The organism is Gordoniibacillus kamchatkensis (assembly GCF_000829455.1).
In the GTDB taxonomy this organism is placed as follows: Bacteria; Bacillota; Bacilli; order Paenibacillales; family NBRC-103111; genus Gordoniibacillus; species Gordoniibacillus kamchatkensis.
Map to the genome: position 1 here is coordinate 40,200 of NZ_JXAK01000035.1, position 18,488 is coordinate 58,687.

At 45.0% G+C, this 18,488-nt stretch carries 18 protein-coding genes; 16 read left to right on the forward strand and 2 right to left on the reverse strand.

Annotated elements, in window-relative coordinates; all coding sequences use genetic code 11:
- The first annotated feature begins 113 nt into the window (after positions 1–113).
- From SD70_RS19315 to SD70_RS19345, 6 genes are all read left to right on the forward strand, one after another.
- Positions 114–419, forward strand: coding sequence for a hypothetical protein (locus SD70_RS19315; protein ID WP_041049162.1), 306 nt, complete (start codon positions 114–116; stop codon positions 417–419).
- Complete coding sequence (locus tag SD70_RS19320) at positions 416–1,273, forward strand: hypothetical protein (RefSeq protein ID WP_041049164.1); 858 nt, start codon at positions 416–418, stop codon at positions 1,271–1,273. Before SD70_RS19315 ends, SD70_RS19320 begins: the two co-directional genes overlap by 4 nt.
- A gap of 120 nt (positions 1,274–1,393) precedes the next feature.
- On the forward strand, positions 1,394–3,112 hold the full coding sequence (locus SD70_RS33635) for a GLUG motif-containing protein (RefSeq protein WP_052487641.1): 1,719 nt from the start codon (positions 1,394–1,396) through the stop codon (positions 3,110–3,112).
- A 287-nt stretch (positions 3,113–3,399) separates the two neighbouring features.
- Positions 3,400–4,350: an amidoligase family protein gene (locus SD70_RS19335; protein ID WP_041049167.1), complete on the forward strand. Its 951-nt coding sequence runs from the start codon at positions 3,400–3,402 to the stop codon at positions 4,348–4,350.
- 72 nt (positions 4,351–4,422) lie between these two features.
- The gene (locus tag SD70_RS19340; protein ID WP_052487642.1) at positions 4,423–4,965 is read left to right on the forward strand and encodes a gamma-glutamylcyclotransferase family protein; all 543 of its coding nucleotides are present in this window, start codon (positions 4,423–4,425) and stop codon (positions 4,963–4,965) included.
- Positions 4,966–5,064: 99 nt separating this feature from the next.
- Positions 5,065–5,334: a hypothetical protein gene (locus SD70_RS19345; RefSeq protein ID WP_041049168.1), complete on the forward strand. Its 270-nt coding sequence runs from the start codon at positions 5,065–5,067 to the stop codon at positions 5,332–5,334.
- Positions 5,335–5,867: 533 nt separating this feature from the next.
- Here SD70_RS19345 and SD70_RS19350 read toward each other — a convergent pair.
- Complete coding sequence (locus SD70_RS19350) at positions 5,868–6,563, reverse strand: DUF4238 domain-containing protein (RefSeq protein ID WP_041049169.1); 696 nt, start codon at positions 6,561–6,563, stop codon at positions 5,868–5,870.
- A 555-nt stretch (positions 6,564–7,118) separates the two neighbouring features.
- On the opposite strand from SD70_RS19350, the gene SD70_RS19355 reads away from it, so the two are divergent.
- The 5 genes from SD70_RS19355 (at position 7,119) to SD70_RS19370 (ending at position 11,536) form a co-directional block, all read left to right on the forward strand.
- Positions 7,119–7,976, forward strand: coding sequence for an alpha/beta fold hydrolase (locus SD70_RS19355; protein WP_041049170.1), 858 nt, complete (start codon positions 7,119–7,121; stop codon positions 7,974–7,976).
- A gap of 516 nt (positions 7,977–8,492) precedes the next feature.
- Positions 8,493–9,134, forward strand: coding sequence for a hypothetical protein (locus tag SD70_RS19360; RefSeq protein ID WP_041049171.1), 642 nt, complete (start codon positions 8,493–8,495; stop codon positions 9,132–9,134).
- A 130-nt stretch (positions 9,135–9,264) separates the two neighbouring features.
- Positions 9,265–9,474 carry a DUF6199 family natural product biosynthesis protein gene (locus SD70_RS39875; protein WP_331436818.1) on the forward strand — a complete coding sequence of 70 codons (210 nt, stop codon included), beginning with the start codon at positions 9,265–9,267 and terminating at the stop codon, positions 9,472–9,474.
- A 174-nt stretch (positions 9,475–9,648) separates the two neighbouring features.
- Complete coding sequence (locus SD70_RS19365; protein ID WP_041049172.1) at positions 9,649–10,683, forward strand: restriction endonuclease PLD domain-containing protein; 1,035 nt, start codon at positions 9,649–9,651, stop codon at positions 10,681–10,683.
- Positions 10,684–10,909: 226 nt separating this feature from the next.
- A complete protein-coding gene (locus SD70_RS19370) occupies positions 10,910–11,536 on the forward strand; it encodes a hypothetical protein (RefSeq protein WP_041049173.1) in 627 nt (208 codons plus the stop codon).
- Between the two features lie 164 nt (positions 11,537–11,700).
- Here SD70_RS19370 and SD70_RS19375 read toward each other — a convergent pair whose 3' ends face one another.
- Positions 11,701–12,108, reverse strand: a complete 408-nt coding sequence (locus tag SD70_RS19375) for a homing endonuclease associated repeat-containing protein (RefSeq protein WP_052487643.1) — start codon at positions 12,106–12,108, stop codon at positions 11,701–11,703.
- A 408-nt stretch (positions 12,109–12,516) separates the two neighbouring features.
- Between SD70_RS19375 and SD70_RS19380 the strand changes: the two genes are divergently transcribed.
- The 5 genes from SD70_RS19380 (at position 12,517) to SD70_RS19400 (ending at position 18,436) form a co-directional block, all read left to right on the forward strand.
- Positions 12,517–13,794, forward strand: a complete 1,278-nt coding sequence (locus SD70_RS19380; RefSeq protein WP_041049174.1) for a hypothetical protein — start codon at positions 12,517–12,519, stop codon at positions 13,792–13,794.
- Positions 13,795–14,346: 552 nt separating this feature from the next.
- A complete protein-coding gene (locus SD70_RS19385; RefSeq protein ID WP_041049175.1) occupies positions 14,347–15,465 on the forward strand; it encodes a hypothetical protein in 1,119 nt (372 codons plus the stop codon).
- A 686-nt stretch (positions 15,466–16,151) separates the two neighbouring features.
- Entirely contained in the window at positions 16,152–17,063 is a 912-nt protein-coding gene (locus tag SD70_RS19390; RefSeq protein ID WP_041049176.1) for a tyrosine-type recombinase/integrase, read from the forward strand.
- Positions 17,041–17,781 (forward strand): hypothetical protein, encoded by a 741-nt coding sequence (locus tag SD70_RS19395; RefSeq protein ID WP_041049177.1) that lies wholly within the window; start codon positions 17,041–17,043, stop codon positions 17,779–17,781. The genes SD70_RS19390 and SD70_RS19395 overlap by 23 nt, the downstream gene beginning before the upstream one ends.
- Entirely contained in the window at positions 17,768–18,436 is a 669-nt protein-coding gene (locus SD70_RS19400) for an EAL domain-containing protein (RefSeq protein WP_041049178.1), read from the forward strand. The genes SD70_RS19395 and SD70_RS19400 overlap by 14 nt, the downstream gene beginning before the upstream one ends.
- The last annotated feature ends 52 nt before the right edge of the window (positions 18,437–18,488 follow it).

An 18,488-nucleotide genomic window follows, 5' to 3' on the forward strand; every position in this document is an offset into this window, starting at 1 on the left:
CGCCGCTGTCGGGATATGTAGCGGCGGCTTGACATCGTAATTCCTGTTTTGACGGATTCGATTGACGAGTCCGTCTAAACGTAAATCCATTTCAATCATGGGGGGTATGCAGGTTGAAAGCAAAACTCCAGAATGTGCTGGTTGCGGTATTTGCGAGTAATGCAATCTGGAAAGTGCAACGGACGCTGATCTGGTTCCTTGAGACAATTGTTATTTTGCTTGGAATCATGGCGGTAACCATCGGTTATTTGACGGTTCTGACTTTGATGGGTCAGCAAGTGCATTTTGAGTTAACGGTCGGCAAGTATGTCGTTTCGATCACGGTGGCAGCAGTGGTGGCCTATTACCATTGTCTGCGGTTTGAAACGAAGGATGCTATTAGTCGACCTGTTGTGCAGAAAGAAGGGAACAATCCATGAAAAGATTCTCTCTTTGGCTGATGCTGACGTTGGCTTGCTTCTTGGCTTTCGGGTCATCTGTAGCATTTGCTGATGTATCGGATGGTACTACTGGAACGAAAAACTCGTCGGTTATATCGATTCCGATTAACGCTGGAGATCGACCTTACTTTGAGAAGGTCTGGGATTCGTTAGGCACAGATGGCTCCTACATGCAGTTGGACTTTACATCCATGTCGGAGAACCAGAACACGGACACAAGAATGCTGACGTATGACAAGAACAAGGGAATTCTGGAGTATCACGACGATAATTTTCGGTCAGCAACCGCGAAGTCCCGCAAGAAGGCTTTAGGCTTGTTTGTTGAAAATCTCCAGTCTTCACGGGTATCGAAAAGCACGCAAGACGATATTTATCAGCATTTGACGATGGCGAATGACGAGATTTCGAGAATGATGGTTCCGCTGATGATGGATAAGACATCGGCAGACTTGTACACGGCTGGAAAGTGGGTAAGTCCTTTTATCCCAACTATCAGAGTAATCGTTGGAGTTGCAGTTTTCATTATAACCTTCTTTCTGATTGCAACATCCATCTTGGACTTGCTTTTTATAGGCATGCCGATGGCGAGAGAACGAATGGTAAAAAAGGATGGACAAAAGATTTCGTGGGTTACACACGATGCAGAGTCGGTTGTCCGAGAAGTTGAGAGTTCAATAAGCTCTGTAGGCGGCTATAAAAATCCGTATTGGCTTTACTTAAGGCGTAGAGTGTTTACGTACATTATCCTCGCGCTTTGCCTTTTGTATTTGATCGCCGGAGAACTTGGCGGTTTGATTTCTTGGCTCTTGCAGCTTATGAGCGGTGTTGTGTAAGCCAACCTCACAAACCGTTGTTCTCTCAAATCGGTTGTTTTACGAGGAGTAACCGCATAAAAGGGGTAATGTTCCTTCGTTATCCCCTATTTTTCAAAATTCTTAAAGGATGGTGCGATCATGAAGGTATTTTCGAAGGTCATGCTCATGTCTCTATTAAGCGCCTTGTTACTGGCAGTCCTCTCTCCCCTTTCATCGTATGCGGCTCCGGCCACACCTCCCGGTTCCGGCACAGAATCCGATCCGTACTTAATCAGTACGGTTTCGCATCTGGAATGGGTATCGGATCAAGTTATGAATCAAGGGAACTCGTTTCAAGGAAAATTTCTAAAGTTAGCCAATGATATTGACGTTGCCGGATGGACATCGGATTATCCGTTTTTTATTGGCACATTTAACGGAACGTTTGATGGAAACGGTCATAAGCTGTTGAATTTGACCAAAAATAATCCGTCGAACAACATGGATACCGGACTATTTGGGTATATTGGCAGCACCGGAGTCGTGAAAAACCTTGGATTAGAGAATGTAAATTTCGATACAGTTGGCGATAGAGTTGGCGCATTAGCCGCAACGAACGAAGGTACCATCTTCAACGTTTACGCAACAGGTTCTATCAAGGCCACAGATGGCACCCAATGGTATGGTGTTGGTGGGTTGGTGGGGATTAATGCGGGATCGAGTGTAACGGGCATTAAGGGAAAGATCAGCGCATCGTATGCCGCTGTAGATGTTGAAGGCAATCAAAAAGTCGGTGGTTTGGTTGGATATAATAGTGGCATACTTTCAAATGTTTTTGCTACAGGAACAGTTAGCGGTGTTTACTATGTCGGCGGCCTAGTCGGACAAAGTTCAGAAGCAGGTTCAATCACAAATTCATACTCGACGGGAGATTTAATCGACATCTCTCCTGTTGGCAGTTGGCCAGGGGATCACTATTTTGGCGGTTTAGTTGGCGGAACAGAAGGAGGTTCGGCGGTACTTGATGCGTCTTATGCTTACTGGAATACGGATACGTCTATAATCGTCGAAGGGGTTCAGCAAAATCCAAAGTTAGCATTTGGGAGCGGAGATTCAGCGGGCATAACGGGGAAAACAACAAGCGAGATGACCTCTCCGGAGTTTGCTCAATTATTAAATGCAAATCGAAACCTCTCGAGTGTGGAATGGGTTTCTACAAGCAGTGTTAATGACGGATATCCGCTCGTTACACTTGCTAGTATTGGCGACCCAAGCGGTGATCCGGGCGGCACTGGGGGTGCAGGAGATTCTGGTGGAGGTACGGGCGGCACTGGGGGGTCTGGTGGCACCGGAGGGACTGGCGGCTCCTGGGGAACCGGGGGCACAATTGGCGGTAACGTTATCCAAAATTTTGATATCGTAGGTACTGTAGATGCAACATGGATAATCGTAACTGTGCCGACAACGGTTAGCTTTGCAATTTTACCGGACGCGTCGGACAAATCTTTTGTCAGTGTTCCGTTTCAGGTTTTGAACCAGTCAAACGCGCCGATTGATGTGAAGTTTCTCGGCATGCATTCGACAGGACAGACTTCAACTAAAGTTGTAAATGCGGATAAGTACTCCGATCAAGGATGGTTAAAACTTCCCGCGTCTAAGTCATCGAGCGAAATCGCTCTTGGCATTAACTTGGATGGAAAAACGATCTGGTCACCTGCTGAAACCCAAGATCAAGTCCCGGATACGGTTGTGGGGTTGATCAGGCTTGATCGACTGGGAACGAAACAATTGAGCTTGGACGGTAAGCATGGCCGAGCGTTCACTGAATCCAAGGTAATGAGTTATCAAATGTATTTGCGCGTCGGGCTTGCCAGTTAATCCTATAAGGGGTTCCTCCCTCCCCTCTAATCAGAGGGGATTTTTTATGTCCCAATTAGGGGTTCGAATTTTGATGAGGAAATTGACTTTTTGTACTAAACAAGGCAATACGGATGGGGGTGATCGTGAAGATCGGCTGTCTATCGCTATGCTGATCGTTTAACCGGCATCTTTACAAAATTCTTCTCAGAATTTTTTCAAAAACGTGCGAGAATGCCTTCACTTTTCTTGAGTGTCTGTACAACCAACGTGGGGAAATTTGCGTTGGTTGGGAGGCTCAGAAGGGGTTGGTTGATTGCAGAGAACTTAAGTTTGGTATTGAAATTGAATTTACAAGAATCAATCGGTCGAAGGCAGCGGAAGTCATAGCAAAGTACTTTGGAACAGTTGCAACGCAGATTGGAGGTTGGGGGTTCGATAATTACGAGGTCAAAGATCGTCAGAATCGGATTTGGCGAGTCGTGCGAGACGGCTCCGTAACACCGCATCGGTTAGAGAATAATCGGGTGCAAATTGCGACGGACGATTACAAATGCGAGCTGGTTTCGCCCAGGCTAGACTATGAAGACATCCCCACATTGCAAAATGTTGTGCGCGAGCTTCGCCGCGCCGGGGCTGGAACGAACAGCAGCACAGGCATCCATGTGCATGTCGGAGCCGAACGTTTTACTCCGCAAAGTCTGCGGGTATTATGCAACATCGTGTATGCCAAACAACACTTGATGTACAAAGCCGTACAGTGTCATTCGAGTCGACAGAATCGGTTCTGTCAGCCGCTTTCTAACGGTTTCATCCGGCAGTTAAATAAGAAGAAGCCGACAACTTTCGATGGATTCGGGAATGTATGGTATGCGTCTGTCAACTCGGAATCGCCAATTGATCATCGATATCACGATAGCCGTTACTGCTTATTGAATCTCCATAACCTTCTTTCAGGAAGATTCAAAACCGTAGAGTTCCGCCTATTCAATGGTTCTCTCCATGCGGGAGAAGTCAAGAGCTATGTTCAGTTCAGCTTACTGATCGTCGCTCAGGCGTTAAATCAGCATCGGGCGACCAATCGAGTCACCGCCGCGCATAACGGGAATGACAAATATGCGTTTCGCGTTTGGTTGCTGAGGATGGGTGCGATCTCCGACGAGTTCAAGACCATGCGCCATCATCTGTTAAAGCATCTCGAAGGAAATTCCGCGTGGCGAGATCCGGCAGCACAGACGCTGGCGGAAATAGCAGAATAACGAGAAGGCGCTTGGATTGAGTGGGCAAGTGAGTTAAGTTAGAAGACCAATTCCAACGAAAGGGTGAACAATGTGCAAAAATCAAAGCTGTATGCCGCTTACGGAAGCAATATGAATCTGATCGGGATGTCGGTTCGTTGTCCCGAGAGTCAAGTAGTCGGCCACGGTTATATTGAAGACTTTGTTTTGGAGTTCCGTTATTACGCCAACATTACGGAAGCACCCGGACAACGCGTGCCGGTTGTAATCTGGCGAATCTCGGAAGCTGATGAAGTCCGACTGGATCGATATGAAGGGGTACATATCGGTCTTTACCGTAAAGAAATCCTGACCGCCCGGATTGAGTCATTGTACGAAGACGATGATCAAATTGGCGAATTAAAGGAATCGGCTGAGGTTCGAGTCATGGTCTACATCATGAATCCTGACACAAGGCCGATTGAGCCGCCTTCCCTTTCCTACTACAATACAATCCGCGAAGGGTATGAGCAAAACGGGATGAGTAAACGGCCACTGGCAATCGCGGCTATTAAAGTTGGAGCTACGTTCCCCGAACTGGATATTGAAGTTGGTGGTGAAAATGAGGATACAATTGCGCCGCGGCGGAACAAGTAAAGGGCAAGAGATCCTAAAATCAGCACATTGTATTTATGTCAATATACTTGGATTTCACGTAAGAGCGGCGCATAATTGCGTTTGTGGAGGTAAGTAATCATGCGGTTAATGAAGGTCATGACCGTTGGGGTGAAACGAATCGGCTGTTCGGATTGGGGTTTAGTCATTTCGATCATTAACAGGCTATTTGAAGATCATGAGCATTTTATTGTCTTTCGGAAGGCTGATGGTAAAACCGTTGTTACTGACGGCAATGATAATCATCTGGTGACTGTGGACAAGCCACTTTTTTCTGAAACAGTGTGGGCGGTTTACGGTAATGATGGTAAGGTTCAATATTACACGTTCATGCTTCCCGACGAGTATTGAACAAATTGCTGTAATCCCACGGGGGTTCGGAATATTTTTTGCAGTTTGAACGTTCCTCCCCCATCTCACTTCGACCCGCGTGAGGTTAGCCGTAAAATTTGTATAGTTGATCGAAGAGGTGCCGGGGTAATAAACGGCACCTTCTTTTCTTAGGTTCACGGCCAACGAAGAAATTTTTCATACTGATTGAGAATAATATCGCTTCAATGGATGTTAAAAATTTCGTCTGGAGTTGAACACAGAGATAGGATACATAAAGTACAGGACAAGACGATGACAATCAAGAGCGTAAACAGCAAAGTCGACAATGTTGAGCGGAACAGTTAATCCAGAACACAGAGGCGATTCCGATCTGAAGGAAGGAGAGGTTATGCTTGTGATGCTTTGACCAGTCTGCCCGCTCTATCCGCAATGCCCTCTCTGACCGCTCTACCCAGTCTCCGAGAATTTCTCCGGCAGCTCGTCTTCTTCTTCATGAATAGCCAGAGCTGGTAAAACCAACAAGTGATGTCTATGCCGCAAAGACTTCCTCATTACGATTCACTCTTTTCAAGTATCAACCGTTTTAAGTCAGCCACGTTGCCTACACTGTTGTCTCTTTTGAACCATAAGAAATCATTCTCTCTGGAGTAGATAAATCGGTCAGCGTACATTCCAGTGTAACTATTTAAAATGGCTAAGTTTCGCTTTGACGAAATAACGACATTTGGTGGAAGTTCCTCAAATCGACCTAGTAGCATGATCCGACTACTCAGAGGGACACTGACTTCTGTCTCCATGAGACCATGACCAGGAGATGACCAAAACCCTCGTTCTTTTTGTGTTATCCAATGAAGGCTCACTGGATTATCTGAGCAGATGAAATCACCAACCTCGGGCGGTGCATAGGCAACAGTCCAGTTTCTAGCACCTAGCAGAGGAATGAGGACATCGATAGCAGTTAACAAATTATTGATATTTGTATTGTTGTCGAAAGAAATCGTATACTTTTCCTCGAAGATGAACTTCCTCAGGTCTTCATACGAAACGTTATTGTCGAATTCAACTCCATCTGCTTTCATTCTTTGCTTTATCGATTCAAACCTCTCAGGTGTTGCCACCCCCGGAATAGCGTCCCATTGTTTCCCGTTTAATTGGTCAAAAACCCACAATTTGCTTTCCTTAGTTCCATCCTTAGTGAACAAAGCAAGATGAAATTCGGGAACGAAGTGATGCCTTTTCTTCGTCAAAAGAAGACCTCCCTTCTTGACCCCATGACAAATCAGCCGCCATGTTTCAGCGGCTGTCCAAATTCGGCACCTTCTTATTAGCATTGGGAGATACCTTAGCGAATTTTGAAAGGTCTGGCTTCTTGATGCGTACTACGAACGGTGGGATTCCAACGTTGATACCTTCGAACATACTCCACAGTGTCTGCATAAGCATCCCTCCCGCATTTATAATTTTCGCTAAGTTGGTTGGTGTATCCCCAAGGGCTACCTCCCAAAACTAACAAGATACGAATAGTATACACAATTTACCATTCGATAGTCAAAAAGGTCAAATGTATAAGCAAAAAACCGAGCGTAGCTTACGTGGATTTATTTCGAACAAAGCGGAGTTGCGCCATCCCCGCCGAGTTACTTTTTCTTGCTGAACTAACGAGCAGGATAATGGAGGAGCTTGCTTCAGGCAGCTCCTCTTTTGGTTCATTGAAGTAACGGGAGTTATTTTGAAGAAGTATGAAGGTTCTGTAATTACTTTTATAGAATACAAATTATTAAATTGAAATGGAGGTTGAGTACATGAGTGATTGTACCGTAATGTTGTCTGACGGTAGAAAACTTGGCTTTGCAGAGTATGGTCAAAGTGATGGTGAAGTGGTCTTCGTATTTCATGGAACGCCGGGAGCTCGCTTTCAAATCTACGCCACCCGACTAGAGTCTATTGCAAAGGAAGGTCCAGTTCCTTTGCGAATCATCGTACCGGAACGACCTGGGTACGGGTTGTCGGATGCAAAAGAAGGAAGAACACTTGAAGATTGGTGCCAGGATATAGAAGCTTTGGCTGACGAACTTGGTGTTGAACGTTTTTCTATTGTAGGTATTTCTGGAGGTGGTCCTTTTGCTCTTGCCTGTGCGTATAGGATGCCGACTCGTGTTCGAAAAATTGCCGTTATTTGTGGATTAGGTCCTATCGATATCCTTGGACAAGAAGGTCTCTCTAATGAAGAAAAGACTTGTCTTCAGGGTCCTGAATTCACCCGTGCATACATAACACAGTTAGCAAATATGGTCAATGCTGACCCAGACCGCTTCACGGCGTATTATATCTCTAACCTTCCAAAATTGGATAGAGAATTAATTTCGGATGACCTGGTTCCCGTTTTTAAACAATTCGCTATCGAAGCTGCTCGGCAAGTAGAAGGGATGATAGATGATTATGTGATTTTTGGGCAACCATGGGACATCCCGCTGCAAAAAATTCAAGTTCCTGTTGCGTTCTGGCATAGCGAAGCCGATCACATTGTACCGATACGCCACGCGGAATATCTAGCGTCTCTCATCCCGAACGCAGAGTTGCATCGAATGCAAGACTATGATCACACTGGATCGGTTTTAGCCGTGCAACTTGAACTTTATGATTTTTTAACTTCAGGCTGAGGGTTCGACCTTTCAGCCTGAAGTTACTTGACCTCGTAACCTAATCAATCTCTTTCTAGCAATATATATGGTAGAATCGCTCAAGTGAAACCCTATTATAACACCTTCCGATTTCTGTGATTGCCTGTTTTCAACTAACGGCTACGATAGTTGCGTTACTCGCCTTTCCCGTGGAGCATTACTTCGGCACCTCGCGCAGTTCTCCGCGCGAGGTGCGGCGGCGCGTGATGGCTGTCAACCTCATATTTGGATCAAAATATCTTAGAAAAAAGCCAGTACAAGACTCGTTATTCGAGTTTCATACTGGCTTTCTATTTCTAACTCGCACAATTCGTATTTTTGTTAACCATGTACGACTTCCTTTAGACAGTTTTCATTCGACTTTAAATACCTTTAGCATGGATGCGGTATCGCTGACCGTTCATGGAATCCCGTCCTTCCTCCTGCGGGGTTCTTGAACCGGCAATCAGCGTTCCGCATCCTGTCCAGCTTTTCATGGGATACGGGGGTTCTGCCATGAACACATACAATTTCGATATGCTCGGCATTGACCTGACTTTTTCTCCAGTTACAAATCGGCACAGCGATATTATTGCGAACGAAGCGACCTTAACCCTTGAAGATTCAACCCTCATTAAGCACTTCCCCACATCCAGACTCAACGAAGTCCAGAATCAATTGGATTTGTACTACAAGCGCCTTGCCGTCGAGTCCTACGGTGGCGAGGCTCCATTAATTCTTAGCACCAGCGAGTGGCTTCACCGGGGTTCTGCATCTGCGCCGCGGCCACTTTTCTTTGAAATTACCATCGTATATCGATCAGTTTGGTTAAGCATGTATTACTACGAACCGACCAGTCTGAACTCATTGAAGGAAATGCCGATTCGGAAAATCGGCCAAGGACTCCAAGCGTTACCGTTGTTAATGCAAACGGCGAAACCCCGGTTCATCATTTTATCGCGGCGGTTCCCCCACCAGCAGAATCAGGCCGAGATCGTAACTGCCTTGACCAGAGTCTTGGAGTATCTCCGCGAACTGGGCATCGAGTTCATTGCAGCCGGTGTATCGACCAGAGAGTTGACGTGGTTTCCCGATCTAGGATCCATTCATCTTTCTCAAACCAATGGTGATTTTTTGCAAATAGCTGAAGGCTCCTAATTCGACTTGTTTTAACAGTCAAGGGAAGTCGATTTTTTATTGAAGTTTCGGTCGCATAACGTGGAAGCAATTTATGTTTATGCAACTTTTTCCATCGCCAAACGTATGAAGGTAAAATGCTGATTGGGGGATGAACGTTTTGGGGGTTGTGGGGGTTCTTCTTTTAATATTGGGACTATTTATGTTGTTTAAACCTTCGATAATCTGGTCAATTACGGAAAGTTGGAAATCTAGCGATGCAACAGAGCCATCTGACTTATATGTATGGTCGACTCGTATTGGTGGATTGATGTTTACTCTTGCAGGATTAGGCGAAATTCTGGCGTTTTGGGTTTTGTAGTATAGTAATGAATATTAGTCTTTGAACTCTAACCGGATACGCCAATAGTACGCTTCACGTGACGGCCTTCTTTTTGGTCAAAACTCAACAAACAAGGATAGTTGAGTCTTGTCAAAATATGAAGAAGGTCTCTAGTGGCCTGAGATCGGAATCCAATTCAAGTGAGGTTTCAGAATGAAGATTCTAAATAATATTGACTCCAGTCATTTCAACGATATAAAGAACTTGGTCAAGGACGCCGACGAATTGCACATTATCAGTCCGTTCCTGATGGAATCATTCGATGTATTCTTCGATGAGATCATCGCTCCCTCTGGAGTTAAGCGTATCGTCTTAATCACAACCTTACGGGACAATGATCCCGACCTGTTCAAAAAGGCCAACTCCCTCTACTCGTTTTCAGTAAATTGTCTCACTCGCTCGATTGCGTATAGAGTACACGTTGACAACAAACTACACGGTAAAATCTATATCGCCAGTAAAGATGGCAGCCCGATCAGGGGTATCATTACATCAGCGAATTTCACGGATCGGGGGTTAAGCCACAACCATGAGTGGGGTGTTCAGATAGATGACTCGGCAGCGTTAAAGCAAATCATTGCCGATATCAGTAAAGTCAGCAGTCACGCTCTTACGAATGAGGAGCTTCACAACATTATTGTTAAAATCGACAGTTACACTAAGAACTCGGGAGAACCGGTCGCTCCTAAGATCAATCTGGAAGTAAATAGCTATATCAAGCATAAGGTTATCGAAACCAAGTCGGACGTTCGTTATTTCATAAAGCCGGTTGGCTTCTCAGATGAACCTTTCGAGCCTTCCAGGAAATTATCGAGTGATATTGAGGCCATGCATTTCTCGAAACGACGCCCGAATTCAGTACGGGTTGGAGATATTCTAATCTGTTATGGGGTTGGCTCGACAAAACTATTGGGGTATTTCGAGGTGATAAGCGAACCGTACATATGGAACGAGAATTACAGATGGCCTTGGGAAGTAAAGGCTAGGAACCTCTGCCCGAAGTATAGCCAAGCTTGGTATAAATTCGAAAATACGATCTCGAGTATTCAGGCTTCTTTTGATTCCAAGCTGCCCATTACTTATGTAGGAGGAAGGACACTCGGAGCTTTGCAATTCGGAGCAGACAAAATCAGGCTGTCAGAGGAGTTTGCTCAGCATGTGATTAGTATCATTGAGGGCAGCGTATAAGAGTTCAATACTTAAATTCTTACTATTGGATCGGTGACCTAAGGTGGCACATATCATTCATTCTTCAAAAAATCGGCTATTCGGAATTTGTGGTGCAATAGACTCTGATGACATTATATCATAAAACGAATAATTATCTGGAAACATAACAGGGGTTTACCTTTGGTATGTTTCCCTTTTTGTTCCGCAACGCTATACAAATTTATTACAAAAATGGAGAATACTCATGAGCTATATATTCAAATCGATAATGGCTGTCTTTATTCTAGCGATGATCGTTACTGCTTGTGGTCGTGAAAAGGGGGGAGAAATCCAAACACCGGCACCAGCATCAAATACACCTACTATCGATAAAGTTGTTGACCAGCCAACGAAAAACGAAAACCCACCTGTAACTCAAGCGCCGTTCTCTTTACCCGATGGGTATCAAACAGTTGAAGCGTCCACGTTTACTTTTGCAATTCCGAACAGCTGGCATGTGGAAAAGGGGAGTGGTAAAGACGCTTTCTCATTCCAAAAAAATGGGGAACAAATAGGTGAAACCGAGATTTTAGGATGGTTTGATTCTGAAACATGGAAAAACTTCAAGCCTAATCATGCTGAACAGACAGATTTCAAAGAACGCAACGACTTATTAGCAATTAAGAATATGGATGTTCACATCTATAAGATTCAGTTGACCCACACGAAACCGGCTGCTGATAAGGAAGCCGAATGGAAGTACAAGGAAACCCGCTGGTATGTATCCGTTAAGGAAAATGGGCGTTCATACGGCTTTTATTTTAACAGCGAAAAAATAGACGAAAATGTGATGGAAACCGTACTATCATCATTTCGACTTAAACCCAAATAATATAAGCCCGGCAATACAATTGGTCACAGAACTTAGACCAGCAGTGTAGTTCCAGGATATCGCCTACATAAATAGGAAGAAAGGCAGTACAGGACTCTCACGATCTGAGTTCTGGCACTGCCTTTCATTTTCAAAGAGATAAAAAGGTTGCTTGTTATTTCGGTTTATGACTCATTCATGTTATTCGCATGTTCAACAAAAGCTCTCAAGGCATTATTCCAACTGCCGAATCGTTTTTCATATGTACTTACTGAATATTTCGATATTGAAGGAGAAAGATCATCATAGCGCGGCTGTCTGCCGAGAACAGTCCATACCGATCTTAAATTATCGAACAACTCTTCTTCCGAGATGTTTATCGGACTACGTGTCGGTTGCAGCCCTGCCAGTTCAAGACAGGTAAACCATGACCCGAATCGTCTTGTCAGAGTAGTGCCATGATACTTTCCGTTAGCGTTGTATTCTTCAAGAGTAATTTTTGTTTTATTCAGTACTACGGCAACTCTCTTTAAGTCATTGATCAGTTCGTCATCACTCAGGAACCTATGGACTTCCTCTAACTTAAACTCCATCGTAGTATCCCCCGTAACATAATCAAAAGGCTTCTATATAAAGTCTACCACAAAACGGCAGTAAAGAACTCCCTTTCCCGATTCTCGACGTTGCCTTCTTGGGCTAACTCGTAAGAATCCGCTCTACGAGGCTCACAAATCGATTTTATGGTTCTCTCACCTCCCGCTATCGGGGTTTGATCGCTTACAAGTTCTTTCACGGCTAAATTGGGTCACCCGCTCTCAATGGTTTGCTTTTGCCTTTCATTCGGTTCGAATAGATCGTCTGTCGGTTAGGTGTTCAAGAACTTCCCCATCTCGGGGGTTAGAAGAACAGTTTTCTTCTCTGCCCAAACCGCTTATACGCAACTTATAATTTATCGCTTTCGTCTATTGGTTATGGATATGCAATAGATCGGAGGTTTCCTGATGAGCAAAAAACGATTCATCATATTTTTCACTGTAATACCTTTTTTGTTCGGATGCGAAGATAAGTCAGGATTCCAAAAGCCAACAACTCAGATACAACAGTCTGCGCAAACCCCTGACGTGAAACGAGCCCTTTCTTATATCAAAACCGTTCCGGGTGATGAGTACGAGGGATTCGTTTATGAAGGCATGCTACACAAGGAACTGAGAGATAACGGATTTGGTTGGTCATTGCTTGATGTGTCCAAAGCGTTCGGGATTCCTGTTCAGGAAATTGAGAAGCCGGAACAATATAAGGATTTCGTGATACCATACGAGTTCAGAATTGGAAGCAAGGATAATGAGGTCACCTTTAGGTTGGATACGAGTCATAAAGAAAGCTTAAAGTATTTGAAATTCGCTGAAGGGGCTAACGCAACTTATCACGTTTTTCAGAACGACCATGAAGTGAAGATGGAGACACAGCCTTTCACTCATCATGGAGGCGGTATCAATATTCAGCCTTTGGAGTTATTGCAGTTGCTTCATATCGGATATATCCAGAAGGGGCAAACCATTTATGTCGGTCAAGATAAACCTTCACCAATCAACGGGAAAGTGTTGTTTGACAATAAAGTCGAGATAGGCAGCAACCAAAAACTCAATGTCAGCCTTGTTTATTACTATGATCCGGGTACAAAACCAAACTATGAGAAAGTCGAACTGATTATTGATGGAGAGCCGGTCATCCTCTTTGATCAAGACCATAAAGGAAGCTCTGGCTACTATCAGAACGGTTTTGTTGAAGCCATTACTTTTAGAGGAAGCCAGCTTCTGAAAGTAAATTTGGATGAAGATGCTATCATTCTAAAGAGAACCAGCAATCGTTGGGAACGTGTTTTTTCACCGGAAAAATATAATTCTATCCTGCATGGCACTCTGTCGCTTCAGATTGCTTCTGATGGATCAGGAAAGTTTATCGATAGCGAGCATCGTCTGACACATGAAGTAAGTACCACAGGCGGTATGCCTAATACCGTGTATCCAATTGACTTGATCTCTTTCGGACATTTCGAATTAGATGAAGCACAGAAGGAACTAGCAATTACGGCGGAGTTAAGTGCAAGGAATGAAGGCCGGAGTATTTTTAACATGAAAGTCCGATTCCTTTTCGACGGAACAACGTTTATCCCGAACAGAATGGCTTCTTGGGATGATGGTAAATTCGGGGCGGATAAAAGCTCCGGTAAAGAGATACAATCCTTGGACGATTACATGCAGTTTTCGTATTCGCTGTAAATGATTTCAGAAAATTGACAGTTTAGGACTCCCTCTCTGAGCTTTTATTTTCCGTAATTTGTTAACTCATAAAAATCCGCTCTACGAGGCTCACAAATCGATTTTCTTGTACTCGTCCTTCTGTGATCGGGGTTTGATCGCTTACAAGCCGTTTCACGGCTAAAATGGGGTTCCGCTCTTAATGGTATGCTGTTGCCTGTTATTTGGACGCATAAATCGACTGCCGGTCAGGTGTCCAAAAACTTCCCCATCTCGGGGATTAAAGGAACAGTTTTCCTTTATGTCCAATCCGTCGCTTTATTTTGGGGTGTACAATTATAGAAGGAAAAGAGCTTGCTCTTTCTGCTTTCGTTGTGAATTATCTGTCCGGTGTCCCGACTACTATGAATATTTCGGCTTGCCATATTTCGATGTAACAGTACCGTTTGGTTAATGGGTCAGAGCCACTGTGTCAATAAAAAGTAGAATCATTATGTTATTATACAGAGCCAAACGGGGATTAAGCTAAACGGTAATTGCAGAGGAAACTTATTTAAAGGAGCATAATGTAATATGAAAAAATTGTTTTATGCAATGGTACCCGTGTTGCTATTAACTGCGTGCTCCGAGGCACCAACAAACATCACGAATTCACCGACTCCTTTATACACGGCAACCGCAAGTCCAATCCAACCTTCGCGCACAGCCGCATCCAACACAATCCTTGTAACGGGACCGCTCACTTTGTCAAGGAACGATCTATTCCAGATTACAAAAAAGCAAGAATACTTGAGTGTGGTACTTACTAACGGAAAGTATTTCGAAGACTGGTCCCCAGGGCCTTTAATGGGACGCAATTGGGAGGGAGAATTCCAAATCCAGCTTTCCAATGAAAACGGCGATGTGAAAAGTGCCGTCGATTTAAATAGTTATTTTAATGACGAAATGGTGTTCAACTCGTTCTTTGACATCGATTTCGATGATTACAACGGGGATGGGAATATTGACTTTACAATTGGTCAATATGCATCGAGCAACGGCGGTATATTTAAGCTGTTTACGCTTGATAAGTCTGGACGAATCGAAGAGTTGCCTATTAAAGGGCATCAGGAAATATTAATGAGCGGTACTGGGCGTTACTCCACCAAGTTGGCTAAAAACAAATTGGGTTTTTCATGCACGTATTATGACAACAGTATCGGAAAAGACGTCATACAATCCTTTGTGTGGAACGGAAGAGAATTCGTCAGTGAATCGAGATTCGGTCAACCGATTACAGACTCAGAATACGATGTCTCCAATCTGGAACTGCCCTTGCCGAAGGGATGGAACTTGAGTACCGGAGACCGCTTTGGCGCATCCATCACCGACGAGAACGGAGTCAATCTCGGTGGAGTTGTCACGTACCCGTATGTTGACGATTTTGACTTCAAATTTTATCAGCCCAACCATAGCGAACTTACAAATGAAGAAGCGATCGATACTCCCATCGGAAGCGGCAAGCTATATACGCTCGACGCTGACAACGGTACAGCCGCCTCCGGCCTAACCGGCACACATGACGTCTATTTCGCAGTCATCCCGATACAAGACAAAATTATTTACGTACTGGAATTTTCAAAGCATGACAAAGAGGCGGCGTCCAAAAAGCAATTCCTCGGTCTACTGAACGGGTTGCGGTTAAAAAAGTGAACTCCAACCGATTGGGGATAAGGCTAGTCACGAAGGCCCTTCAGCCCTTCGTGGTTGTTGGTCGATTACGCTAATAGTTCAATATTACAACGTAGAGAGCCACCTCGATCTGAGGTGGCTCTCTACGTTATGAGCATGGCTCTATTTCGTTAACAATGTGGCTCTTACTTATTAATCAAGCGGCTCTGTCGCACTAATTTATTCATACTATTCAGAAAAAGGCAGCAAAGGACTCGCCCTACGAGTTCTGTGCTGTCTTTCTTTTTGTAACTCGAAAAAGTAATTCTCCGGGAATCGCATGTTCGGCTTCTTTTCGGCAGTACATCCCCGAGACCAATTACTATTGTTATGGATGCGGTATCGCTGACCAGATGTGTACTCCCATCCCTCCTACGTGGGTTCTCGTTCTTAGCGATCCGCATCCGTACCGACAGTCATAATTACAGTCATCCGAAGTCTGCCCAAAAGAACAGTTTCCTCTTTTTCGTCAGTCAGGGGGTTTTATTCTGGTCGACATGAGGTTCACTATGCCCGGAATCCCCTCCCTTCTAGCTCGTCGCACAATAGTCATTATATGACGAGTTTGGTATTCCGGCTGGCGGTTAACGCCACCTGTTCGGTCTTATCTCGTCGTACAATGTACGTTTACAACTCGTCGTATAACGTTTGGCAAGGGGGTGCTAATCTTGAGAATCGATGCGGTCGCCGCGCTGTGCTTGAAGCGGTTGGAAGCCGATGGGAAATCGGCAAATACGCTTAGAGGCTATGAAATGTGCTTTAGGCGGTTCCTGAATTGGTTGGCGGCTTCATGGGGTGAGGTTACGGAGATCGAGGACGTGACGCAGACCGTAGTCCGGGACTTCAAGGCGTTTCTCCAATCAAGAATGGATGCACGGACGCAGCGGCAGTTTGCCCCGGCGACGATAAACCAGAATTTGATTGCCTTAAGGACGTTGCTAGTATTCGCAGGAGCCCTCGGGGTACAGTTCCGCTCCGACCCGATCAGCGCGATCAAGCTGATCCCGGTCGCCAAGCAGAACGAGACCAGATGGCTCAATCAAGATGAAGTCGCAAGAATCTTCCATGCCATTGAGTTATTAAAGCGCACCAGCGACAAAAGAAAGGCGCTTTACAAAGCGGTCGTTTCCGTCTTAGTCAACTGCGGTTTGCGTGTCGATGAAGCCGCCAATCTAATGTTGACCGATGTGATCTTGCCTTCCGGTCTAATTGTTGTCAGAAGCGGAAAAGGCGGAAAGTATCGGCATGTTCCATTCAAGCAGAAGACGAAAAATACTCTCGAGCGCTGGTTATTTTTCCATGATAGGAAATCGCCCTACCTGTTCTATTCGCAGCGAAGTGACCGTATGACAACTCGTGCAATTCAGCACATGATCGAGAAGTTGTCGGAGTTAACGAAGATCGATTTCACGGTACATCAGCTCCGCCACACGTATGCTAAGGGGGTTGCCCGAGAAAGCGGCCAGATCGAAACGGTCGCATCTCTGCTCGGACACGCCAATATTCAAACGACCAGGCGGTACATCGAGCCTTCGATGCAGGAGATGGGTTCGGTCATTGAGCGAGTGGAATTTGAATGAAATTGGTTACTCAAATCAAAATGATATGGAGTGGTATTCAATGAACGTTATCGGCGGAAAGTTTATTCCTGTGGTGGACGAGCAATTCAAAATTGTTGCTTATGAGGCTGGAATTGAGCTAATGGAGTTGGAAAAGGAAGAGGCCGATTTCAGTCTCGACGGCATCGACCTGAGCAAGCTTTTCGCTAACCCGGACTATTTCATTCAAAAGCTTGCTCTCGAGAACTACCGAGGATCGGTTCCGTTAATTCTTAAAGCCGACTGTGCTGATCCACTTCCCGATTCGTTTCCAAGACCCGAAGGGGTTCAAATCGTTCTTCTGTTAAAAGAATGGATGGATATAAAATATCTTGATCGCGTCTTCGAACTCTACGCTGGCGAGGGGATTTCGTATGCTTTGGCGGAAAACGCGCAAGGGGTAATGTCTTGGCCTTTTCACTTTAATGCTCACCCGGAGTTTATTAAGATATCGCCGGATCGACGTTTTCCTCGCAATCAAATGCTTATTGACTATGCGGGAGATAAGTGGGCATTGAACAACTTGTTCGAGTGCTTTTATAAGCCGATCAAAGACATGGGTATCCGTATCATCGCTTGCGATATTCTTTCCGAAGAAGATTTTGAACTTATGAAGCCGGTTGCCGATGTGTTCATGGGGACTTGGATAACGGAACAGGTGGCGTCTAGAAAAATCGAGGTTCACAATGGAGCCGAATAAACCCGTCTCCACATTACAGTTGCATCCGGTGTACCAACCAATTGTCGACCGCCAGCTATCGGTTGTTGGCTACGAGTCCTTTATCCGGGGTACAGATGCGACTCGGGTATTAGCTGACTTTGTCTCTCCTTCCTTACATCGGCTGGATCGGATTGTGGCGATGGACACGTTATGCAAGCAGCTGGCGTTGGAAAAGTACACGGGTTCTGCTCCCTTATTTCTAAATTCACATCCGTACTCTTGCGATCCGTTCCCGCAGCCGCTCTCGCTTCCGAAGCAGCATGGTTTGGTCATAGAACTAACCGAGCATGCGCTGGTGTATGAAGAACAACGTTTGTTGAAAAATGTCGAATGGTTGTCGGCCAGAGGGGTTCGCTTTGCCATAGACGATTTCGGCTATGGCTTTCTTTCTTTGCCGTTCATCATGCGGCTCCAGCCGCAATATATCAAGCTGGCCAAGGAAGTCGTCCAATCCTGCTCGGATGAGCGATCTCAGGACGTATTGAAAAGGATTTTACAGCCGTTCCGTGACATGGGTATCCAGATCATTGCCGAAGGTATCGAGTCGGAAGCACAATTTGAGAGTTTGCATTTGGTTGTTGATGCTTTCCAGGGGTATTGGATATCTAAACCCAAAATCCTGCTTGGAGCATAAAGAAGCGCGGCGCGTTTAATGGATCATGCGCCGCGCATTACAAGTTGTGGAT